The sequence below is a fragment of the Pseudoalteromonas sp. S1610 genome, from assembly GCF_005887465.1.
GTDB classification, from domain to species: domain Bacteria; phylum Pseudomonadota; class Gammaproteobacteria; order Enterobacterales; family Alteromonadaceae; genus Pseudoalteromonas; species Pseudoalteromonas undina.
Genome location: NZ_PNDI01000028.1, coordinates 13,002 through 36,997, shown reverse-complemented (window position 1 = coordinate 36,997; position 23,996 = coordinate 13,002). Strand labels below are relative to the sequence as shown.

The following is a 23,996-nucleotide window of genomic DNA, read 5'->3' as shown; positions in this document are numbered from 1 at the left end:
ATGTCATCTGCCGTTTACCTGCAAGCTGGTCGCGATAAATCATTAAAAAGAAAACACCCTTGGTTATTTTCTAAAGCCATCAAAAAAATTAAAGGTAAACCTGGATTAGGTGACACGGTAACCATACACGACAGTGAGGGTAAATTTTTAGCCACCGCAGCTTACAGTCCTCATTCACAAATACGTGCTCGTGTTTGGAGCTTTGACGAAAAAGAAGTGATTGATCAACATTTCTTTGAGCGTCGTCTTCGCCGTGCTTTAGAAGCTCGCAGCCATGCAATTGAAGAAGGTGGACTTACCGGCTTTAGGTTATGTGCAGCAGAATCAGACTACTTACCCGGTATTACCATAGATAAGTTTGATAATGTAATTGTGTGTCAATTACTAAGCGCAGGTGCAGAACGTCACAAAGGTGAAATTGTTGGCGCTTTAATGGCTATTTTCCCAGGCTCTACTATTTATGAGCGCTCAGATGTAGATGTTCGAACCAAAGAAGGGCTAGAGCCTATTAAGGGCGTGCTTTGGGGGAGTGAACCCACTGAACCTGTCATAATTGAAGAAAATGGCTTAAAGATTGAAGTTGATATAATGGAAGGCCATAAAACTGGCTTTTATTTAGATCAACGAGATAGTCGAGCTGCACTGGAGCGTTTTTCAAAAGACAAAACCGTATTAAATTGCTTTAGTTATACAGGTACTTTTTCTCTTTATGCCCTTCGCGGTGGCTGTAAACATGTAACCAATGTTGATGTTTCACAACCAGCACTTGATACGGCAAAGCGCAATGTAGAGCATAATAACCTTGATTTAAATAAAGTCGACTTTGTAAAACAAGATGTCTTTAAATTATTGCGCCAATACCGTGAAGACGGGGTGATGTTTGATACGATCGTCATGGACCCACCAAAGTTTGCTGATAACAAAGCGCAGTTAACTGGGGCGTGTCGTGGTTATAAAGATATAAATATGATTGCGATGCAAATATTAAAGCCAGGTGGCACACTGCTAACATTCTCATGCTCTGGTTTAATGGAGCAAAACTTGTTTCAAAAAGTGGTCGCAGATGCAGCCCTTGATGCAGGTAAGGATTTACTGATCATGGAGCGCTTAAATCAAGCAGCTGACCACCCTATTGCAGGCAGCTATCCTGAAGGCTTTTACCTTAAAGGGCTTATTTGTAAGGTTTACTAAAAACTAATTAAGTAGTTAGTTAAACTCTACAATTTCAAGCCCTGCGGTTATCGTGCCATCCTCTTCTGTGCTGGCACGTATCACCTTAACGGTGGCTTTCAATGGTGCAATGCTCGGATGTGTTGATGCAATATCAACCGATAAAATTGAGTTAAGCTCTAACAAATCATCGAGTTGTAATGAAAGACCCGTTGCACTTAAATCAAGGCATGTGCCAGTGTAACTAAGCCCAGCAACAGGCTCTATTGAGGTTAACTTCGCTGGCGTGTTAACCTGCATACGTCTATAGTTTCGCTTATCTTCGGTAAACATAATTCCCTCTACACAATATTATTAATTTTTTCTCGTAGTACGGCGATAGAAAAAGGTTTTACAACGTAAGCATCACACCCTGCGTCAAAGCCAGCTTGTTGTTCAAGCTCCGACTCAAGTCCAGATATCATGACCACCGGAATGTTTTTTGTCTCTGGCGTGTGTTTAAGTATGCGACACGTATCATAACCATCGAGTCCTGGCATACACACATCAAGCAAAATAATATCGGGCGGATTTGCAATCGCAGATGCTAAACAACTTTTACCTGAGTCAGCATAGCTCAAATCAAATGTTGATGCTAACCCTGCTTTGAGTATTTCAAAATTGAAATACTCATCATCAACCACTAACAACTGTCGCGCTCTGTGTTTTATTAATGAGGACATAGGTATGTCATTTCCTTCTCAAGTTAGTCCCTCTGTTAACTTACTTAGCTTAATAGAGAATAAAGAGATTATTCAATTTCTTTTATCGCATTTAACACACGTTTTGCTGAAATTGGATAAGGCGTACCTAAGGTTTGTGCAAATAAGGATACGCGTAATTCTTGCTGCATCCAAAAAATAGCCTCAACATCAGTAGGCAATGGCATTACTTTAGGTGTTTTATTCGTTAGTTTTTTATATTCTTGCGCTACTTTTTCAAGCTCTAACACACATAATCTATCACGATTTGGGTCAACAGGTAGTTTTTCTAGGCGTTTTTGAATCGCTTTTAAATAACGAATTAAATCGCCTAGTTTGTCTGCCCCATGTTGACTGACAAAGCCTTTAAAAATAAGCGACTCTAGCTGAGACTTAATATCCCCATGAGCGGTGATCATGGTTAAATCTACACGCCCTTTCATTTTTTTATGCAGTGCATGCGCAATACTCAGTACTTGCTCAACCTGCGTAGCAATGGCCACAACGGTATCGCCTAACTCGCCGCGAATATGCTCTTTAACCGTTTCAAATGCCTCACTTGTACGAATGTCACCATATTTAACTAATAGGCTATCAACGCCTGATGCAATGCAGTCATCTATTAAATCGGCAATTTTACCAAAAGGATTAAAGTACAATCCTAATTTAGCTTTGTTTGGTAGGTTTTGCTGCAGGTATTTAATTGGTGATGGCACGTTTAACAGTACTAAACGACGTAAACCTTGCTGGTGCGCTAATTGCGCTTTTATTTCGTTATCGAATAGCTCTACTGCGGCCGTTGATTTTTTATCCACTAGTGCTGGGTAGGCTTTAATTTCGTATTGACCTTGCTTTTTCACATACGATGTTGGTAACTCACCAAAATCCCACTGGGTTAAATCGGTTTTTTCTATGCCTTTGTCGGCCACTTTAGATAAGGTGTCTGTCACTTTGCCTTGAAGCTGCGCTTTAAGCTTAGCTAAATCGAGCCCACGGGCAAGAAGTTGGTCGTTTTCATCACGGACTTCAAACTGCAATCTTAAATGAGGAGCAAGGGCTGTTAAATCCCACGCCTCGGGGTCGACTCGCACGCCAGTCATGCGCAATAACCGATTACTTAGTGAGTCGATTAACGAGCCTTGTAGAGGCTCTATGGCCGCTAACACCGCATCGGCATAATTAGGCGCAGGGACAAAGTTACGGCGAAGTGACTTTGGCAATGACTTGATTAACCCACAAATTAGCTCATGACGAAATGCCGGTATATGCCAATCAAAACCACTTTCTTGAACTTGGTTTAATAGCGCAACCGGTATCTGCACGGCAACACCATCAACTGCTTGGCCTGGATCAAAATGATAAGTAAGCGGCAACATTAAGTTATCTTGTTGCCATGTATCTGGATAGTCAAATTCGGTAATGCTACTTGCACCATGCTGCATGAGCTCTTCACGCGTCATGTGCAGATAGCGTTTGTCTTGCTGTTTTTGTGTTTTATACCACTTAATAAACGCAGCACGATTATTAATATCGTTCGGTATTTTTTTCTCGTAAAACTCAAATAAGGTTTGCTCATCAACTAAAATATCGCGCCTACGCGACTTGTTCTCGAGCACTTGAATATCTTCAATTAATTCGCGGTTATATTGTAAAAATCCTTCATTGAGTCCCAGCTCTTGTTCAACCAGCGCTGTGCGAATAAATAACTCTCGGCTTACTTTAGGGTCAATATTGCTGTACACACAGCGGCGTTTATTAACAATTAATAAGCCATACAGAGTTTGTTGTTCAAAGGCGATGACCGCACCGGGCTTTTTCTCCCAGTGGGGTTCTGTGTAGCTGCGTTTTACTAAATGCTGAGCGAACGGTTCTACCCAGTTCACATCAATTTTGGCATTAATACGAGCATAGAGTTTACTGGTTTCCACCAACTCAGCCGACATCATCCATTTTGGACTCTTTTTAAATAAGCCTGAGCCTGGGAAAATATGAAATTGGCTATTACGCGCACCTTTATATAGCTGCTTTTCGTCTTTAAAACCGATGTGACTGAGCATGCCACTTAAAAGTGCTTTGTGAATAAGCTCACTGTCTGCGACATTAGTGGTGGCTTTCATTTTCATTTCATTGCACACAGTGCTGATTTGATAAACGATATCTTGCCATTCACGAATACGCATATAGGCTAAAAAGTCTTTTTGACATAACTTTCTAAACTGGCTGTTAGTCAGCTCACTTTGCTGCTCTTCTAAATAATTCCACAGGTTTAAAAAGGCAATAAAGTCAGAGTCTGGATCGTCAAAGCGACCATGTTTTTCATTCGCGGCTTGGCGTTTTTCTTGTGGTCGCTCGCGGGGGTCTTGAATTGAAAGCGCGGCAACAATAACTATCACCTCACGCAATGCACCCAGTTTATGTGCAGTTAGCACCATTTTTGCTAAACGCGGATCAACCGGCAAACGACTTAGCTCTCGCCCAGATTGTGTTAGGCTGGTTTTTTGATGACGCTTAGCCGCTTTTACTGCTTGTAACTCTTCAAGCAATGTTAAACCATCATTAATATTGCGGCTATCTGGAGCTTGCACAAAAGGAAATTGCGCCATATCACCCAGCCCAAGGGCTAACATTTGCAAAATAACTGATGCTAAATTAGTACGTAATATTTCAGGGTCAGTAAATTCAGGACGCGATAAAAAGTCATCTTCTGAATATAAACGAATACAAATACCCGCTTCAACACGTCCACAACGCCCCATTCGCTGATTAGCACTGGCTTGCGAAATAGGCTCTATAGGTAAACGTTGCACTTTTGTGCGATAACTATAACGACTAATTCGCGCTGTACCCGGGTCAATAACATAACGAATACCAGGTACTGTTAGCGATGTTTCAGCGACGTTGGTAGAGAGTATAATATGGCGGCGCGAATGCGGCGCAAAAATACGGTTTTGCTCAGCGTTCGATAGCCTTGAATACAAAGGTAATACATCTGTGTGTTTTAAATTACGCTTGCTTAGTGCATCGGCGGTATCGCGTATTTCTCGCTCACCATTTAAAAAGATCAGAATATCGCCAGGGCCTTCGGCGCAAAGTTCATCTACCGCATCAAAAATCCCCTGAAGTTGGTCGCCTTCGGCTTCCATATCTTCTTTTTGAATATCACTAATTGGGTTATAGCGTACATCAACTGGAAACGTTCTTCCTGATACTTCAATAATAGGTGCATCATCAAAATGCTTAGAAAAGCGCTCAGGATCGATAGTTGCTGAGGTGATAATAACTTTTAAATCGGGGCGTTTTGGGAGTAAATTTTTAAGATAACCTAAAATAAAATCAATGTTTAGGCTACGTTCATGCGCTTCATCAATAATAATGGTGTCGTATTGATTTAAAAACCGGTCTTGTTGTATTTCAGCTAATAAAATACCGTCGGTCATCAGTTTAATGTAACTGTTATTAGATACCTGATCGCTAAAACGAATTTTAAAACCGACTTGCTGACCAAGCTCACATTGCATTTCTTCTGCAATACGGTTGGCAACGCTGCGTGCTGCTAGACGCCTTGGTTGCGTATGGCCAATATAGCCCTCAACGCCTCGGCCTAGCTCTAAACACATCTTAGGTATTTGTGTGGTTTTACCTGAGCCGGTTTCACCTGCAATGATCACCACTTGATTATTAGCAATGGCCTCTTTAACGGTGTCTTTTTTTTGACTGACCGGTAATTGCTCAGGGTAAGTAACTTTAGGTAGCCCAGCTAAACGCTGCTCTCTGAGTGCTTGACTGCGACTAATATCAGTCGCAATTTTTTCAAGCGCACTGGTAAGTTTTGCCTCGTCGGTGATTTTTTTAACGCCGTGAAGACGCTTTTTAAAACTGAATTGATCTTTTTTTAAGCACGTTTTTAGCTCGCCAAACAACTGACCTAGGTTTACCACCTGCATACCTTATAAAAATTAGTCAAAGAGCCCCGATTGTAGCAAATTAAATGGCTGGGGTTAATCCTGTAAAGAATATAACAATCAGCGGATTATTATATAAACCACCAGCCAATGACTAATTGCGTTTATTCGTCGCTAAAAATACCTACATAAGTTGCTTGCGTATTGGACTTACTCGCACGATACATGCCAGTAGTATTAAACGGCAGACTAATATTGCCTTTTGTATCAACAATAATAACACCGCCTGTGCCCCCTATCGGTTTAAGCACCTCATTTATTACTTCATTACCTGCTTCACCTATAGTTTTACCTTGGTACTTTACTCGCGCACAAATATCACTTGCCACATTATAACGAATAAAATATTCGCCGTGCCCAGTTGCCGAAACAGCACATGAGGCATTTTCAGCAAAAGTGCCTGCGCCAATAACCGGTGCATCGCCAATACGACCAAAACGTTTTGCGGTCATTCCGCCGGTTGACGTGCCTGCTGCTAAATTCCCTTGTTTATCCAGTGCCACCGCTCCGACTGTGCCCACTTTATAATTTACTGGTAACGCTTTATGCGCTGCCTGATAATCTTTACTGGTATTTTTGCTCGCCTCGAGTTTCTTTTTGGCTTTTAATAAAGCCTCATAACGATGCTCAGTATCAAATATATTGTTCTCTACTAGGCTCACGCCTTGCTCTTTGGCAAACTCTTCTGCACCTTGACCACTTAACATCACATGCACTGATTTTTCCATTACTAACCGGGCAAGTTTAATTGGACTTTCGATATGTTTAATACCTGACACAGCGCCTGCTTGACGATTGCGACCATCCATTATAGCGGCATCTAATTCGTGACTACCATCATAGGTATATACCGCACCACGCCCGGCATTAAAATAAGGCGATTGTTCAAGTACTTCAATGGCAGTAGTCACTGCATCAAGGCTTTCTCCGCCTTGTTCAAGTACCTTATATCCGGCCTCAACAGCTTCTGCTAATTTATTGCGATAAGCTTGCTCTTGATCTGCCGTAAATTTACTTTTTTCAATCGTGCCTGCACCGCCATGAATCGCAATGGCAAACGGCGTATTTGTGCTTTCACTCAATGCCTGCGTGCTCAACCCAATTAAACTTGTTGCAATGAGCCCTAATAATAGTGATTTTTTCATTGTGTGTTCTTTTATAAATACAGGATTAAAACCAATGTGAATGGTTATGAAGCGTTTTTCAAGTGAAGTGAGTTTAATGGCACAAAAAAAGCGCCCTAAGGCGCTTTTTTAATTTCGTTTAAAGTTACGCTTGTTGCGCTTTTAAACGTGCTAAACGTGCTACTTGGTGCGTAGACGTTAAGAAAGAATAGATTGGTGCTAAATAACCGCGCTTACGAAGCTCAAGGAAGTCTGCATCGCTTAGCTCATTTAGTTTCTTCTCATCGATAAGGTAAATACCGTTGATGTCTTTTTTCTCGCCTTTAATATCAACTGTTAGCGTTTGTGCTACCAGTAGTTCTTTATCAGCAAGGAATTTAGTGAAGGCATCAGTTACTTGAGAAAACTCAATGAATGATACTAACGCTTCTTTACGACGCTTAAGGTAATCAGTTTCTTCACCGTTTTCGAATAATGCATTACCCTCTTCTTCACCAACTAATGAGCTTGCTTCGTCAATTACGATACCAAATTGATCTTGCTCTGGGTGCTTTACTAAACCTAATGGGTAACGCGTTGTTGCCATAGGCGCAAATGATGCTGTCCATTTGTCGCCATCAATAAATAAATTTTCGCCTGGCTCTAGGCCAAACATTGCAACCGCTTGAAAAGTACCTGTTTCGTTATTTTTAACAAAAGACATTGGGAATTCATTGGCGATACGCGCAAACTCATGTGCAACCACTGGCACTAAGTGTTGAGTTTTCATAAATTCGATGTTGATGCCATTTTTAATTTTAGTGTTGGCATGTTTTTCGTTGTGTAAAGGCTGTACTTGTTGCTCCGCCATGTTACTGCTCCGTTATTTATTAATTTGATTTATTACTGTTAGTGGCCTAAGGCTAATGGTTTTGGTGACAAAAAGGAAGTGAAAATTTTGTGTCATTTTGTACGTTAATAATTAACAAAAACATTATCGCTTATTATTTCAACAAATAACCAATAAACGCCACTGAAGAAGAAATTCGTAAACACAATTAGCTCAAAAAGCGCCCTTTGACAACGCTGTCTTCGGTGGTATATTAATTTTGTGCCTAAATAAAAAGTTCACATTTAAATAAGCCCATCAAAAATAGACATTAAATAATGAAAAATTTAACTGTAAACCCAAACTTAATAATTGAAAAGTTGATGATCCCAGGCACTAAACTATCAGCCTTCGTTGTAGATGATTTTCTTTTAGATACCAATAGTGTAATGAATTTTGCCCATAACATAGCCTATTTTAATCCTATGTTTTCAGACAATTCTTTCTATCCTGGCATTCGCGACAATATGCCACAACCCTACTTAAGGGTTTTACATGCGTTTTTTCAAAATGAAATACTGCCTAAAATAGACAATAAAAATTATCGAGAGTCTATTCTTCATAAAAGTTTACTTTCATTAGTTTCATGCAAACCAGCAAATTTAATTGTTGACCAAAAAGTACCGCATATTGATTCATGTGATGAAAGAGATTACGCATTTGTACATTACTTATCGCCAGAGGAGCTTGGTGGAACAAGTATTTATAAGTATATACCTAAAAACGTTATTGAATTTAAACAAGAACATAAGCCACTACTTACAGATATAGTTAATGAGGTTAAAAAAGCCCCTGATGAACATCAAGGCTATTTATCTGGCAGCACCAGTTTATTTGAGCAGGTCTTTAAAGTTGATGCTAAATTTAACCGCCTTGTTATTTACCAAGGCAACTTATTGCACAGTGCAAATATTTATTCTGAACAAAGCTGCCTAGCCGATGCTAAAAAAGGCCGTCTTTCGATAGCCTCTTTTGCAAGTGTGAGATGAGCTGTTTGAATATACCGCTTACGCATTTCGCAAAATATTAGATTGTCTGCAGGCCATATTGTTTAATTTTATCTAAAAGCGCTCTGTGATTGGGTAGCTTATTAAGTAAGTATTTATCAATCTCAGCTCGTTGTTGTAAACGCACTAGACAATGTTCATGCTCTGCTTTTGAACAAGGCGATGCCTTAGTGTTGTAATTCATTCCATAGAGTACAAATAAAAAGTTCTCTAAGTAAAATACTTCAAACTGGCTGAAAAAGTCATCTCTAACTGGAATGAACTCTTCCCACAAACTAAGCTTTTCTTTTAATGACTCAGAGGTAGTGTCATCATTTTTATTGGCTACCCAAAAAGCTGAATCTGTTCTATCTGAAATACAATAATGTAATTTAATAAAATCAATAGCACGCTCCCATGCATACCCCATAGCGTGATTAAAACGCGTTTCTAACTGTTCAAGCTGCTTTGTTGATGATGGAAAACGTAGGGTTAAAAACTTCGCTGAAAAGTCGGTTAATAAAATGGAGGTTGCCTCTAATGGCTCTAAAAACCCTTGCGCTAAGCCAAGTGCGACACAGTTTTTATGCCAAAACTTTTCACGATAACCTACTCTCATGGGGATTTTTCGATAGCTAAGGTCTTGCTTACTTGCCCCTAGATAACGGTCCAGTTTTTCATGTGCTTGTTCGTCGGTCATGTGGTTATTCGAATAAACAAAACCCACTCCCCGCCTATTTGTAAGCGCAATGTCCCATATCCAGCCAGCTTGATGGGCGGTAGCAAGCGTATAAGGTGGAATATCCTCGTCTTCTTTTGTAGGCACTTGCACAACTAAGGCGCTATTAATAAGTAAAGTGTCAGACACATCAACGAAAGGGACTTTTAAAGCTTTATCTATGAGTAAAGATTCAAAACCCGAACAATCAATATAAAAGTCAAATTCAAGTTCACCTTCGCTGTCAGTCACTAACGCTGCTATTGTGCCATCATTAGCAAGCTTTACTTGAGTTACATTGGTATGTACGTGAGACACCGAAAACTTATCTTTTGCATTACACGAGAGCAGTTGCGCAAATTTCCCTGCATTGAAATGGTACGCATAAGCTAACTCGCCCTCATATTGGGCATTAGTGATACTTTTGGGGGCTAAACCAGCCTCACAAATAGCGTGCTGAGAAGATAAATACTGCGCATGACTTTTTGATTTTTGCTTATCATTTAACCAATGTTGAGTTAAATGTTTAGTATCGTAGGGGTTTGGCACATCAAACAAGTGATGAAAAAAGTTACCTTCCCCATGCTTTTTCTTGTCCATCCAGTTAACAAATTTTATCGACTGCTTAAACGTCGCATCACATTGGCGAATAAATTCATCTTCACGAATACCAAAAGCTTTTAGCGTGTTTCTTATGTCGGGTACTGTGCCTTCGCCTACTCCAATTGGCGGTATATCGGGTGACTCAATTAAAGTCACTGAAACACCTTTGCGCTTCAGCAGCTCTTTGCCAATGTGGTTTGCAGCTAACCAACCAGCTGTTCCACCACCTAAAATTGCCACTTTTTTTATATTCATAAATCACCAATGATGTTTAATCTCGTAAAAAAGCCCAGCAATGCTGGGCCTAGATTACTTTTATTAACTCAGCATATTAGAAACGCATTGTTACACCAAGTTTATAACGTGCTTCACCTTCAAAGCTCCACACTGGGAAGTCATTGAGTAGATCAGGGTTTGGTAATGATGTTGATGCATCATTATTACCAAGCTGAATACTGTCTTCCTCTGTTAAGTTAATACCTTCGAAAGTAACATCTAAGTAGTCAGTTACAGAGTACGTTGCACTGAAATCTAGCTGTCCGTAGGCTTGATGCTCACGGTTACCATACCAACCTGGTGCTTCACGAATAATAAACTCTGAACGCCAGTTATATGCTAAACGTGCAGAAAAATCATCATTTTCATAAAAACCAACTACGTTGTAGCTATTTTTCGATGAATCAGAAAATACACCAACACGGTCCGGGTAGTTATCTGCTGGAGCCTCAGCATCTGAATAGGTATAGTTAAATGAATAACCAAAGCCGTTATCAAACGAATCTTGAATTTGGAACTCAATACCTTCAATTGAACCACCTGTACCATTGGTAGAAGAGCTCACTGTCCAACAGTCATATTGCTGCGCGCCACATGGTGGTTCGCCTGCATCTGGGTTGGTTGTATAAACTGGGATATCAATACCAATTTGTTGATTCGTTTGTTGTTGTGTAGAGATAAACGAACTTACTTCTTTAGTAAAGTAAGTGACGCTTAACATTGCATCGTCATCAAAATACCATTCAACACCGATATCAGCTTGGAATGCTTTAAACGGGCTTAAACCAACGTTACCAGTATTTAAAACTTCATTTAAAGGGCGATTATCTGTATAGCCAGCTAGATTACGCGTTGCAAATAAGTCAGCGTAATTAGGACGAGAAATAACTTGTGCTGCCGAGGTACGTAAAATGACGTTATCAGCTAAGTCCATAACGACGTTTAAGCTTGGTAAGAACTCACTGTAATCTGCTTTATCTGTAGATAAGGTAGAATCGTAAACACCTTCATCGCTTAAGTCATAGTAATCTGACGAAATATCAGTTGAGATGTAACGCACACCTAAATTACCGCGAATACCACCTGCGTCAAAATCAGCCATCGCATAGATTGCTAAATTTTCTTCTTCAATGGTACCATAAGCTTGTGGGCGTGCAGTATAACCTTCAGTCATTGCTAATGAATCAGCAATCATTAAATCCATATCAGGTTCAGGTATAACAAAGCCACCGCCCGCAGTCACTGTACCGGGGTAGTATGCAGATGCATTTCGCACAGGCACTAAATCTGGGTTTACAATAGCAGCATTACCATCTTGAACAACTTTATGATCGGCGTATCTTAAACCAGTTTTAATAGCAGTAACCACACCCAGATCAAGTGGAATTTCGAAGTCTAAGTTTAAGTAGCTTTCTTCATCTGAATCAGGATTATATTCAGGCGCCCATGTTTGCGGACTGATGGTATCAGGTAAAATGCTCGCATCGTAAGATTGGTTTGCTAAATTAAATTTAGTCACATCACCAGTCATATCCATAGAGCCATTTAGATCACTATTGTTATTAGTAAACATACCATAGTTTGCAGTTGTTACGTCACTGTCAGCACTGGTTTTACCTACGCGACCTTTGAATGTGAATGACTCTGCATCATATTGCCAGTCAAAATCAACCGTATCAGACTTCATGCTTGCTTTACGCGCCCATGTTTGGAAAAAAGCAGTGCCATTTCCGTCAATTGTGCGAGAGACACAATTACCTGAAGCATTAGTTTGCTCACATGAGCCGTCGCCTGGGAAGATAATTATTTGCGAGTTAGCATTATTTGCATCTAGCTCTAAGCTAGTGTAAGTCAGGCCTAATACAAGCGAATCTGATGGCTGGTATTGCATGGCAACATTATAAGCTGTACGTTCACGTGCTTGTTGGAATGTTGTTGGTGCCATACCGCCACTCCAACCACCTGATGATTCAATACCGTTACGTTGGTAATCTACTTCTGATAAAGAACCCGCCGCTAAGATACCAAATGTTTCATTATTATTTTTCCAACTGTATAAGCCAGAAAGTTCAGGATCTGTCTCTTCAGAAACTGTACCATAATCAGCTTTTACACTTGCAAATACAGTGTTTGCATCTAAATCTAGAGGTTTACGTGTTTTAACAATAACGGTACCACCAATACCACCTTCAACTAGATTAGCCTGTGACGACTTATAAACTTCTAAGCCGCCGACTAATTCTGAAGGTAATAATGAGTAGTTAAAACTGCGGTCTACGGCTTGTTGGTCAAACCAACTTGTTGACGCAACTGTATGACCATCAAGCAATGTACGTGTAAGTTGTGCTGAAGCACCACGTATCGATACTTGCTGACCCTGTCCAAATTGACGAGATACACTTACACCAGAAATACGACCAAGAGATTCACCTACATCGCCATCAGGAAACTTACCAACATCTTCCGCTGTTACAACATCAACAACAGCATTAGAAAAACGTTTTCCGTTTAAGTTTTCTTTATTTGAAGCGCGTATACCGCGTACCTCAATGACTTCAACATCATCTTGAACTTTAACTTCATCGGCTGCGAATGCAGCACCAGTAAAGCCAGCTCCCACAACTAAGCCGATATTTACTGCTAATAAGCTTTTTTTAAAATTTTTAGCTAACACAGGATTCCCCTCGAATCATTTTATTGGTTTTGTTTATCATTTTGCCTAACCGCCATGACAGCGCTGTCATAGTAGTAACAAACCATACATGCTAAATTACATTTTTGCTACATTTTTCCGCGCTTTTTGTATGAATTTTAACTCATATATAATTAAGTCATTGATTTTATGTTGATTTATTATTTTATAAAAAAGTAGAGTTCGTCCGATGCTTACTCTTCATACCAAGCATGTAAATAATGGCGTTTTTTTATACTTAATGTATTTAGAGTAGTCGACTTTGCGGATAGCTGAAGCGATTAACATGCTATATTACTCAATTGTACCTGAAGATTAACTAATTGTTTTAATTTACAAATAAAGCTTTAGTTAATGGCTTTTGGGAGATGTAAGAGGATTTAAAAGGTACTTAGCTTAAGGGAAATATTTAAACTTCAAATGTTTACAGCACTTTGTTATTAATTGATTAATGACAAAAACATGTCGCAATAAAAAAGGCCAGTAGCAAAAGCAACTGACCTTTCATTAAACCATCAATACAACATGGTTTTAAAGCACCTAGTTTAGACTAAATTAAGGTGCCCAATACACTTCAATGTTGATCTCAGGGTGATTTAGAACTGCACGTAACGGCATATCATTAACATCACCACCCGCTAAAGTTTGCTTATACACAGCCAGCTTTTCATCGCCACTAATAAGTAATTTAACTACTTTAGACTGTGAAACTGCATTTAGCGTTAAGCTCATTCGTTCGGTAATACTACCTGTTACATCACTCTCAATTGCGTTAATGGCACACACAAGTTGGTTTGAATCTAATCCGTTTTCCAACCCTTGAGCATGTGGAAATAACGAAGCAGTATGTCCATCTGGACCCATACCTAAAATAGTAACATCAAACGGGCGTTTTAATGCTTGAAACTGCGTTTCACATTCATCAACACCTTGCTCTGCAGTGGCTGCTGCATTTTTCATACTAATAAAATTAGCCTCTGCCCCATGGTTTTGTAGCAAAGTACGCTTAATGAATGCTTCATTACTTTTTTCGTGACTTGCCTCGACCCAACGTTCGTCAACCATAGCAACATCAACATGAGCCCAGTTTAAATCAAGGGTAGATAAATGTTTATAAGCCGGCTCAGGTGAAGACCCCCCTGAAACCATTAATACTGCACGGCCATCAGCCTCAATACCATCACGTAATGCTTGTTCTAATGACTGAGATAATTCCTCAGTTAAAGCGGCTTTATCGTCAAAAAATTTCTCTACTATTGTTGCCATTATTTATGCCTTATCACCGGTGTTAAACCAAACATGATTATTCTCTGCTAATAATTCATCGGCGTCTTCAGGCCCCCAACTACCCGCTCGGTACAATGAAGGTTTACCCTTTTCTTGCCAACGTTCAATTATTGGATCAATCCATTTCCAAGCTTGGCGTACTTCGTCGCGGTGAATGAATAAAGAAGGGTTATTAGCCGCTGCATCAAGCATTAAACGTTTGTAAGCATCTGAATGGAAACCATTACTATACGCTTGTGACAATTCAATATTCATCGTTACAGGTTCAAGTTGCATATCTAAGTTATCAAGACGCTTTGACATAAGCGTTAATTGAATACTCTCTTGAGGCTGTAAGCGAATAACCAAACGGTTTGGTTCAATATTGCCTACGCTGTCTTCATACACGTTATGCGATACTTTTTTATATTCAACCACAATTTCAGCGCAGCGCTTCGCCATTCGTTTACCGGTGCGCAGATAAAAAGGCACGCCTGCCCAACGCCAGTTATCAATATGCGCACGAATAGCCACGAAAGTTTCGGTTTTACTCGCTCCCTCGTTTAGCTCTTCAAGGTAACCTGGAACTATTTTACCGTTTAAATCACCGGGTACGTACTGACCACGAATAATATGATTATCTACATCTGTACCTTCAAGTGGACGTAAAGCTTCTAATACTTTTAATTTTTCATTACGGATGCTGTTAGCGTTTAACTTATGCGGTGACTCCATAGCCACTAAACAAAGTAGTTGTAACAAGTGGTTTTGCACCATGTCACGCAAGGCACCGGCTTTGTCATAAAAACCTGCACGGCTTTCAAGTCCTACTGTTTCTGACAAGCTAATTTGAATATTATCAATCGATTTAGCATCCCACATGTTCTCAAATAATGAATTTGAAAAACGCAGTGCCATTAAGTTTTGCACCGTTTCTTTACCTAAATAGTGGTCAATACGGAAAATTTGTTCTTCGTTAAAGTACTGTGCAATTTTCGCATTAATTACTTCTGCTGACTCACCGCAGTAACCAATTGGTTTTTCTACTACAACACGCGAGTTCGCTGTAATTAGTTTTTTCGTTGATAATATTTCACAACAGGTGCCATAAACAGCAGGTGGGAGAGATAAATAAAATACTCGTGATTTATCGCTATCGTCTTCATCTAGAATTTTTTTCAGTACATCCCAGTTATCATCCGCTTCGGTGACATTGCTCACTACGGGTACTAAAAAGTCTGAGAACGATTTCCAATCTTTGGCGTTATATTCGCCTTCACTTAAAAACTCTTGTAATGCTTTGTGTGCTGTATCGATGTATTCATCGCATTTACTTTGTTCGCGCACGGTAGGCAAAATACGTGAGCCTTGCGGTAAGTTACCTTCTTGATATGCTCGATACATTGCAGGAAGTAATTTGCGTAACGCAAGATCACCACCGCCCCCAAAAATTATAATATCAAAAGGATTAAGCATAGTTACTCTCTACGTTTATGCTACCTGCCACTACCGTATTGGTAATCAGTTATAGCGGTTTATTATCTGGATAATGTAGGCCTCAGCACAAAGCCTAATAATTGTTGTTCGTTATATGCGCCATAAAAAATGGGTCTAGGGACACTGTAATTCCTCTCACAAAAATACAGGCCCTAGGACTCCAGCGCTACCCGTTCAAAGGTATTTGGTTACTTATTGTGTAATAAGTGAATATGTTACTGCGTACGGTATTGTTTGTAGTACGCCATTAAGCCTTGTGTTGAGCTGTCGTGCTCATTAACCACGTTATCATCGGTTAATTCAGCTTCAATTTTAGATGCTAAGCCTTTACCAAGTTCTACGCCCCACTGATCAAATGAGCATATTTGTAAAATAATACCGTGACAAAAAATCTTGTGCTCATACAGTGCAATTAATCGACCGACCGCTTTTGCATCAATCGTGTCTAATAATATAGACGTTGTTGGGCGGTTTCCTTGGTGAATTTTATGCTTTAGCAGCATTTCAATTTGTGCAGGCGTTTTGCCTTTGGCTGTTAAATCAGCCGTTATCTGCTGTGCATCGACCCCGTTCATTAGTGCTTCGGTTTGTGCAAAAAAGTTCGATAATAAAATATCGTGATGCTTATCTACGTTAACCTGAGGCTTTACAGAGCCAATAAAGTCAGCGGGAACAATGACATTACCTTGGTGCAGGCATTGATAAAACGCATGCTGACCGTTTATCCCTGTCATACCCCAAATGATTGGCACGGTAGTGTATGGCACTGTCTGTCCATCAAAGGTTACATGTTTACCATTACTTTCCATTTCACCTTGTTGCAAATATGCTGGCAACATATGCAGGGCTTGGTCGTATGGCAAAATAGCTTGCGAATCAAACCCTAAAAAGCTGGTATTCCAAACACTGAGTAGCGCCATAATTAAAGGAATATTCTGTTCTAGCGGCGCCGATTTAAAGTGCTCATCAACTTCAAACGCTCCCTCTAAAATGGCCTCAAATGCTTCAAACCCAGCATAAAGTGCAATAGGTAAACCAATGGCACTCCAAAGTGAAAAACGACCGCCAACCCAATCCCACATTGTAAATACGTTTTCGTCACTAATACCAAATGCAGCAGTTTTTTCTAAATTAGTGCTTACTGCAACAAAATGCTTTGCTATAGCGCTGTCATCTTTTGCACTGTCTAAAAACCAATCAACCGCTGTTTTTGAGTTAGTCATGGTTTCTGAGGTAGTAAATGTCTTTGACGAAATTACAAATAACGTGGTTTCAGGATCTACTTTATCTAATACTGACGCAATTTGTACGCCATCTGCGTTTGAAACATAGTGAACGTTTAATGGCTTATCAACCACTGCTTTAAGTGCTTCAGTTGCCGTTTGCGGCCCTAAGTTTGAACCACCAACACCAATGCTAACCACATCTTTTACCGCTTTTCCGGTGTAACCTAGCCATTGACCACTTCGCACTTTTTCAACAAAGGTCTTAATTTTGGCAAGTTCGCTATCGACCGCTTCTGTAATATTTTCGCCGTCAACAATAAGCGGTGTATGAGCGCGATTTCTAAGCGCAGTATGTAAAACCGCACGGTCTTCGGTGATATTAATTTTTTCACCGGTAAACATTTTCTCACGCCATGCTTCAATATCGCATTCTTTCGCTAATGAAATTAATTGACCAAATACGTTTTCATCTATGCGTTGTTTTGAGTAATCAAACAACACACCTGGAATTTGAGTAGAGAATTGAGAAAAACGAGAATCGTCTTGTGCAAATAAAGTTTTCAGATGTGTTTGTGTCATCTTTTGTGCACTATTTTCTAGTGCTTGCCAACTTACTAACTCAGAACGGCTCGCCATGTAAACATCCCCTAATTAATTAATCTATTGATTTTAAGCATTTTATTTTATTTTTTACGACACTGAACAAGCGATTTTTGTAAAAAGCAAAGCCCAACATTATAGCTTAAATGGTCTAAATTGCGTTATTTTTATAAGCTTTGATGCAGATAATAGCGCAATTTTTTGCTTTTGACACCGGTATCATAAAATTAAAAATTGAATTTAACAACTGTTCACCCCCTCTGCACAATGAACATTTTATTAATCTTCGATTAAAGCAGGCAAAAAAAAGACCGACACATGTCGGCCTTTTTCTTTTATTAAACTATTAGCTGGTCAATGCTAAACCACCCGATAAGTTAAAAACGCGGTTATAACCAAGTTCAATTAAGTTTGCCGCCGCAATTTTTGAACGATTTCCACTGCGGCACACCAATATGTATTGATTGTTTTTATCTAGTTGCCCTTGGGTTAGTGCATAGGCCATTCGGCTTAGAGGAATATTTAAAGTTTTAGCCTCAGGCACATTAAGCAATCCACTGATATTGTTAGCGCCATGCTCATAAGGCTCTCGGGTATCAATTAAATATACACTGTTATCTGAGAGCATTTCCTTCGCTTGATTAAAACTAAGCTGCGAAGTTTCGACTTTAGGCTTTGCATTAACATAACCACAAAGCGAATTTGCTAATGTGTGTTGTTGTGAGTCTGCATGTTGTTTTTGCATGGCAAATTCAGTATGGCTGATATCACCTTCAATAAGCGCTTTTAATAAAGGTGTTTGCTGCTGTTGCACAGCCCAATTCATGGCGAAACACTGTTGATAATCATGCCCAGAGCACACCACACTTTGCGGATTAAGCTCTGCAGTTAACTTAGTCAAAGAGTCTGCCATCTGCATCGCATCTCCCCCATCAAGCACTGTATTACCAAGCCCCGCAGGTAAAATTAAATCACCACAAAAACAGTACTGTACATCGCCGTTATTAGCCTTTAATAAATAACTCACGCTATCTTGGCTGTGTCCAGGCGTTGCTAGCTTTTCAAGTACTTGTTCGGTTAGTTGCAATTGTTCACAATTAACAGGCCAGCCTAATTGATCAACTTCACCAGCAACTAAATTTGTTTTGAGTGCGCTGCGCATTAAATCAAGAGCACAGTGACGATCTTGGTGCTCATGCGTGTTTAAAATAGCAGTAATAGTTAAATTTTGTGTATTCACTATTTTTTCAAATCGAGGGATCAGTTCAATAATTGGGTCAATAATAATTGCCTGTTGATCATCAGCTACATACAACCAACTGCAAGCACCTTGGTGTCTAAATTGGGTAAGCCCCAAGGCACATACTTCTTGTGCTACTAAGCTACTATCAGAAATAACCAAACAATTTGCTTGTAACACTGTTTTAAGTGCGCGAATTTGTTCACATGCATAGTCTATTTGCGCCATAGTGGCAGCAGGCCCAAACGATAAACGAATCGCATTTTCACTTTGCCACTGTGACACTCCCATCGCATCAAGTACAAAGCTTTGAGTTGCGCCCGTACTACAGGCTGAGCCACCGCTGACTCTAATACCTGCAGCGTCAAATAAATCAATAACTTCTTTACTGGTTAAATCATTAACTGCAAAGTTTAGTGTTGTGGGCACTGAGCAGGCAAAATCATGATTAAAGGTAATACTTCCAAAGGTGTCTACTAAAGCGCTATGCAGTTTATCGCGATACAAATTAAGTACATCAGCTGATTTAAAAGTATCGTCTTGCTTATCAAGCAGCAAACTAAACAGCTTATTAAGCCCAGCAATACCGGGCAGGTTTTCTGTACCTGAACGCATGCCACTTTCTTGGCCTCCACCAGCTATAAACGGCGTGTATGGGCTTCCTTTACGAATATACAATAATCCGATGCCTTTAGGTGCATAGAGCTTATGTCCTGAAAATGGCGCATAATCAATCGTGGTTTTGCTTAGGTTGAGTTGTTGTTTACCCAGTGCCTGCACACAGTCAACCATCCAAGTCACATCGTTATTACGACTGCGGATCACATCTTCTATAGCACTTAAATCTTGGTATACACCGGTTTCATTATTAACAGCCATAGTACAAATCATCAGGGCGTTATCAATATGCTGAGCAATAAAGTCTAAATCTAAAATACCGTCTCGGTTAACCGGAATAGCAATAATTTCAGCATTAATTTCAAGCACGGCATTCCAATGTTTTAATGTATTAGGCACCGCTTTATGCTCAGTTGCTCCATACAATAAAACCGGTTTAGATTTTGTGTGCTGTTTGGCATTAATTAAGGTTGATACGATAGCAGTTTGAATACCTTCGGTCGCACCTGAGGTAAATAATATATCGCCCTGCTGCGCACCAATCACGCTGCGCGCTTTTTGCCTCGTTTGTTCTAATAAGTGTTTGGCTTGAATACCGGTTATATGGGGGCTTGAGGGATTACCAAAACAAATTTGCATCGCATGGCACACCACCTCTGCAATACATGGCAATACAGGTGTGGTCGCATTTGCATCAAGATAAACTTGGTTGTTGGGTTCATCTGGCAATAAAAACTCTGACATTAAAAACGCACCTTATTACTAAAAAATATATCTTATTCCCAATAGTACATAGTTTTAAAAGGAATGAATAATAATCTTTAGTAATTAAAGTGCGTTTACTATACTTTTTAGTTACCGAGCTCTTCTGCGAGTTCTTCATGTGTGGATGACCACGCCTTAATAAGCGCTTTTACTAATGATGCTAATGGAATAGCAAAAAACACCCCCCAAAAGCCCCACAGCCCACCAAAAAATAGTACGGCAACAATAATAAACACCGGATTTAAATCAACCGCTTCAGAGAACAATAAAGGGACTAACACATTGCCATCAAGCGCTTGAATAATGCCGTAAATAATTAAAATGGTCCAAAACTGGGTTTCTAAACCAAACTGAAACAGCGCCACCGCCGCCACAGGTATAGTCACCAGCGCAGCACCAACAAATGGAATGAGCACCGAAAAGCCAACTAATACACCTAACAGCGCCGCATAACGTAAATCCAATACCGTAAAGGCAATAAAAGACACCGAGCCAATAATTAAAATTTCGAATACTTTACCCCGAATATAATTCATTATTTGCTGATTCATTTCATGCCACACTTGCAAAATTAAGCGTCGTTGGCGCGGGATCAGTTTAGCAATGCTGGCACTGAGCTCTACTTTGTCTTTCAGCATAAAAAACACCAGTAGCGGTACTAAAATAAGATAAATTAACCACGCAACAGCATCTTTTAATGAATTGAGCGATGCCGACAGCACCACTTGGCCAAATTCAAGCACTTTGGTCTCTACCGTTACCACAATAGACTGTACTTGCTCTGCGCTAATTAGGCTGGGATATTTAGCTGGAAGGTCGAGTAAAAACGATTTACCTTGCTCAACCATATGCGGTGTTTCTTGCACTAAGTTACTACTTTGCTGCCAAAGCACCGGGCCAATAACTAATATTAAGGTGAGCATAATACCAATAAATATCAGCATGACTATGCTAGTGGCAGTAAAACGCTTTAAGCCAAATCGCTCCAAGTGAACTACAGGCCAATCTAACAAATAAGCAATGATCAGCGCCACTAACACAGGCACAATTAATGGGCCAAAAAAGTACAACATGGCAACCAGTGCCAATAATAAAAAAAGTAAAGTTACTGAATTAGGATCAGAAAACTTTTTTTCATACCATGCTTTTACATATTCAAACACGCAACGGCTCCACTAATAACAACGCTTGTTGTTTATTTAACTTGTAATAATACATTTTTTTTTGCAAATATCGTTCAATATCATCTGTATTTTGCTCGCTTGAGATATTAAAGGTAATTGCTTGTTTTAACGATATTGCCTCACGCAGCCCTAATTTAAACTGAATAAATTGCTGAGGGCATTTATAAGCGCGCAAATCTAGCTCTAGCATACTCGTTTCACTACCTGTTCACATTAATAATAAGTCCTATAGCTGGGCTAACTAAGATTAACCGCAGTTAAATTTAACTTTTTCTTAAAACAACCTCTGCAATGGTTTATCCTTATAGCATAGTTAGCCAAAAGGATACGTTAATGCCTAATTCGCATAATAAAGCGCAATTGCCTAGCAATCCAACTCTCAAAGAAATTAATTGGTTTAAAAAACAAATTAATTGGGGGGAGCTGCCGCATTTTTATCATTTAGTAGCTTCGTCGGTAAGTGAATGTGAAAGTATTTTAGATCACGGCTTTGATAATGCCATTAAGCGTATCATCGATAAACGCAATTGGAATCTAGAGGCGCTGGGTATCGACCCAAACGAGCTTTTTGAGAAAGAAAGTAATAACAAGCCACGAATTTCGTTGCATCAAGTATTTACCGAGCGCGGTTTTGAACTACAAGCGTTCCCTTTTTCCCATGATACTACCATCGATAGATACGCTCGACATGATGAGTCAATGGAATTTATATTATGGGATCCATTGACCATGAAAACCGTTATTCGCATTAATCAATTACACAAATTTATTGGTTTTTACTTAGACCAAGGCGATGAAGCAGACAAGGCACTTATTTTACATTCACATAAAGTAGTTCATAAAATTATTGCTTTTTTACAAACTCAATTGAACATTGTTAAGGTTGATGGGGTCACAATAAAGTCGTTTTACCAACTATGTGAAAAGGACAGCCGTTTATACACCGATGATCCAACTAGTGCCTCTGATAAAAAATAAACAAGGAATATAATGCAGCTAAAATCAGCCTTTATCACTTTATGCAGTGCAGTGCTTACATTTAGCCTGCTAATGAGTGAGCCGTTAAAGGCACAAACCAACCTTCAACTGCCCGACTTAGGCACGTCTGCGCTGCAGGCTTTACCATTGGAGAAAGAAAAGGCAATTGGTGAAGTGATGATGATGCAGATCAGAGGTTCTTCGCCATTAATTAACGATCCGGTGCTTGATGAATACCTAACAACCTTAGGCCGAAAGTTGGTTGCGAACGCCAATGATGTACGTTTTGGCTTTTCTTTTTTTTGGTTAAATAACCCTGAAATTAATGCTTTTGCATTTTATGGCGGTCATGTAGGTGTGCATACAGGCTTAATTGCTCAAGCCGATAACGAAAGTCAATTTGCTTCAGTGCTTGGTCACGAAATTGCGCACGTAACACAACGCCACTTAGCAAGGCGTATTCAGCAACAACAAGACAATAGCGGTCTAACCATTGCCGGTATGATAGCCGGTATTTTAGCGGCCGTTGTAGCCCCAGATGCAGGTATGGCGATTATTTCAGCCAGCCAAACCCAGTCGGCATTTAGCCAACTCACCCATAGCCGCTCTGCGGAACAAGAAGCCGATAGAATTGGCATGCAAACCCTTAACAATGCGGGGTTTGACGCCCGAGCTTCCAGTGAATTTTTAACTAAGCTTGCAGCGCAAATTCGCTATAAATATAAACCCCCGGCATTTCTACTCACTCACCCGCTGCCAGAAAGCCGCGTGTCGGATGTACGTTTGCGCGCCGAGCAATATCCAAAACGCCAAGTAGGCTCTAGCCTGGATTTTAATTTAGCTAAAAGCCGTGTACTGGCACGTTACGATAACAAGCCAGAAAATGCAGAGGCCCTATTTAGAAAGTTAATGCGCGAAAATACTTATAACAACGTAGCGTTACAATATGGATTAGCTATCAGCTTAACCGATCAAAAGAAAACGGAGGAAGCGCAGCCTATCTTGGACGAGCTATTAGCTAGCGATCCTAAAAACTTATTTTATATTGATACAAAAACAGATTTACTCATTGCACAAAAAAAAGCAGCTAAAGCAGTTAGTTATTTAAGTGAATTAAATAACTATCGGCCAAACAACCAAGTGATCACTTTAAATTATGCAAATGCCGCGTTGGAAGCTGAGCAATATGAGTTAGCCGAAAATGTATTAAAATCGTTTTTATTGGAGAAGCCAGATCATAGTTTGGGTAAGCAGCTTTTGACCGACGCCTATAAAAAACAAGAAAAATTAGCCGCATATCACGAAGCTAACGCCGATGTGTTATCGCAATATGGCGCATATTTAAAAGCAGCTGACGAAATACAAAAAGCACTTAATTTTGTTGAGCCAAATGAAAATGTAAAACAACAACGTTTAAAAGCGTTACTCACACAATATCGGTTATTGCAAAAAGAGCTAGCAAGGCTTTAAGTCTTTAGTGAGT

At 39.8% G+C, this 23,996-nt stretch carries 17 protein-coding genes; 4 read left to right on the top strand and 13 right to left on the bottom strand.

The window, feature by feature from the left end; all coding sequences use genetic code 11:
- Nucleotides 1–1,191, top strand: coding sequence for a class I SAM-dependent methyltransferase (locus CWB77_RS11735; protein ID WP_138622843.1), 1,191 nt, complete (start codon nucleotides 1–3; stop codon nucleotides 1,189–1,191).
- Between the two features lie 15 nt (nucleotides 1,192–1,206).
- On the opposite strand, the gene CWB77_RS11730 is transcribed toward CWB77_RS11735, so the two are convergent.
- The 5 genes from CWB77_RS11730 to CWB77_RS11710 form a co-directional block, all read right to left on the bottom strand.
- Nucleotides 1,207–1,503 (bottom strand): PilZ domain-containing protein, encoded by a 297-nt coding sequence (locus tag CWB77_RS11730; protein ID WP_010388503.1) that lies wholly within the window; start codon nucleotides 1,501–1,503, stop codon nucleotides 1,207–1,209.
- 8 nt (nucleotides 1,504–1,511) lie between these two features.
- Nucleotides 1,512–1,892, bottom strand: coding sequence for a response regulator (locus tag CWB77_RS11725; protein ID WP_010388500.1), 381 nt, complete (start codon nucleotides 1,890–1,892; stop codon nucleotides 1,512–1,514).
- A gap of 68 nt (nucleotides 1,893–1,960) precedes the next feature.
- Complete coding sequence (gene hrpA, locus CWB77_RS11720; RefSeq protein WP_171043267.1) at nucleotides 1,961–5,848, bottom strand: ATP-dependent RNA helicase HrpA; 3,888 nt, start codon at nucleotides 5,846–5,848, stop codon at nucleotides 1,961–1,963.
- Between the two features lie 128 nt (nucleotides 5,849–5,976).
- Nucleotides 5,977–7,017, bottom strand: a complete 1,041-nt coding sequence (locus CWB77_RS11715) for an isoaspartyl peptidase/L-asparaginase family protein (RefSeq protein WP_138622838.1) — start codon at nucleotides 7,015–7,017, stop codon at nucleotides 5,977–5,979.
- 124 nt (nucleotides 7,018–7,141) lie between these two features.
- Nucleotides 7,142–7,846 (bottom strand): SapC family protein, encoded by a 705-nt coding sequence (locus CWB77_RS11710; protein WP_010388497.1) that lies wholly within the window; start codon nucleotides 7,844–7,846, stop codon nucleotides 7,142–7,144.
- A 296-nt stretch (nucleotides 7,847–8,142) separates the two neighbouring features.
- Between CWB77_RS11710 and CWB77_RS11705 the strand changes: the two genes are divergently transcribed.
- The gene (locus tag CWB77_RS11705) at nucleotides 8,143–8,853 is read left to right on the top strand and encodes a DUF6445 family protein (RefSeq protein ID WP_138622836.1); all 711 of its coding nucleotides are present in this window, start codon (nucleotides 8,143–8,145) and stop codon (nucleotides 8,851–8,853) included.
- Nucleotides 8,854–8,890: 37 nt separating this feature from the next.
- On the opposite strand, the gene CWB77_RS11700 is transcribed toward CWB77_RS11705, so the two are convergent.
- The 8 genes from CWB77_RS11700 to CWB77_RS11665 all read right to left on the bottom strand — a co-directional run bounded on the left by CWB77_RS11700 (nucleotide 8,891) and on the right by CWB77_RS11665 (nucleotide 21,725).
- Nucleotides 8,891–10,426 (bottom strand): tryptophan halogenase family protein, encoded by a 1,536-nt coding sequence (locus CWB77_RS11700; protein WP_138622834.1) that lies wholly within the window; start codon nucleotides 10,424–10,426, stop codon nucleotides 8,891–8,893.
- A 76-nt stretch (nucleotides 10,427–10,502) separates the two neighbouring features.
- Nucleotides 10,503–13,121 carry a TonB-dependent receptor gene (locus CWB77_RS11695; RefSeq protein ID WP_138622832.1) on the bottom strand — a complete coding sequence of 873 codons (2,619 nt, stop codon included), beginning with the start codon at nucleotides 13,119–13,121 and terminating at the stop codon, nucleotides 10,503–10,505.
- 573 nt (nucleotides 13,122–13,694) lie between these two features.
- Nucleotides 13,695–14,405 carry a 6-phosphogluconolactonase gene (gene pgl, locus CWB77_RS11690; RefSeq protein WP_138622830.1) on the bottom strand — a complete coding sequence of 237 codons (711 nt, stop codon included), beginning with the start codon at nucleotides 14,403–14,405 and terminating at the stop codon, nucleotides 13,695–13,697.
- A 3-nt stretch (nucleotides 14,406–14,408) separates the two neighbouring features.
- Nucleotides 14,409–15,881 (bottom strand): glucose-6-phosphate dehydrogenase, encoded by a 1,473-nt coding sequence (gene zwf / locus CWB77_RS11685; protein WP_054201154.1) that lies wholly within the window; start codon nucleotides 15,879–15,881, stop codon nucleotides 14,409–14,411.
- A 236-nt stretch (nucleotides 15,882–16,117) separates the two neighbouring features.
- Complete coding sequence (gene pgi / locus CWB77_RS11680) at nucleotides 16,118–17,764, bottom strand: glucose-6-phosphate isomerase (protein ID WP_075169038.1); 1,647 nt, start codon at nucleotides 17,762–17,764, stop codon at nucleotides 16,118–16,120.
- Between the two features lie 310 nt (nucleotides 17,765–18,074).
- Nucleotides 18,075–20,330, bottom strand: coding sequence for an aminotransferase class V-fold PLP-dependent enzyme (locus CWB77_RS11675; protein WP_138622829.1), 2,256 nt, complete (start codon nucleotides 20,328–20,330; stop codon nucleotides 18,075–18,077).
- 107 nt (nucleotides 20,331–20,437) lie between these two features.
- Complete coding sequence (locus CWB77_RS11670; RefSeq protein ID WP_008113005.1) at nucleotides 20,438–21,514, bottom strand: AI-2E family transporter; 1,077 nt, start codon at nucleotides 21,512–21,514, stop codon at nucleotides 20,438–20,440.
- A complete protein-coding gene (locus tag CWB77_RS11665; RefSeq protein WP_008113003.1) occupies nucleotides 21,507–21,725 on the bottom strand; it encodes a hypothetical protein in 219 nt (72 codons plus the stop codon). The genes CWB77_RS11670 and CWB77_RS11665 overlap by 8 nt, the downstream gene beginning before the upstream one ends.
- A gap of 143 nt (nucleotides 21,726–21,868) precedes the next feature.
- Between CWB77_RS11665 and CWB77_RS11660 the strand changes: the two genes are divergently transcribed.
- Together CWB77_RS11660 and bepA are read left to right on the top strand one after the other, a co-directional pair.
- Nucleotides 21,869–22,513, top strand: a complete 645-nt coding sequence (locus CWB77_RS11660; protein ID WP_008113002.1) for a hypothetical protein — start codon at nucleotides 21,869–21,871, stop codon at nucleotides 22,511–22,513.
- A 12-nt stretch (nucleotides 22,514–22,525) separates the two neighbouring features.
- Nucleotides 22,526–23,983: a beta-barrel assembly-enhancing protease gene (gene bepA / locus CWB77_RS11655; protein WP_138622828.1), complete on the top strand. Its 1,458-nt coding sequence runs from the start codon at nucleotides 22,526–22,528 to the stop codon at nucleotides 23,981–23,983.
- The last annotated feature ends 13 nt before the right edge of the window (nucleotides 23,984–23,996 follow it).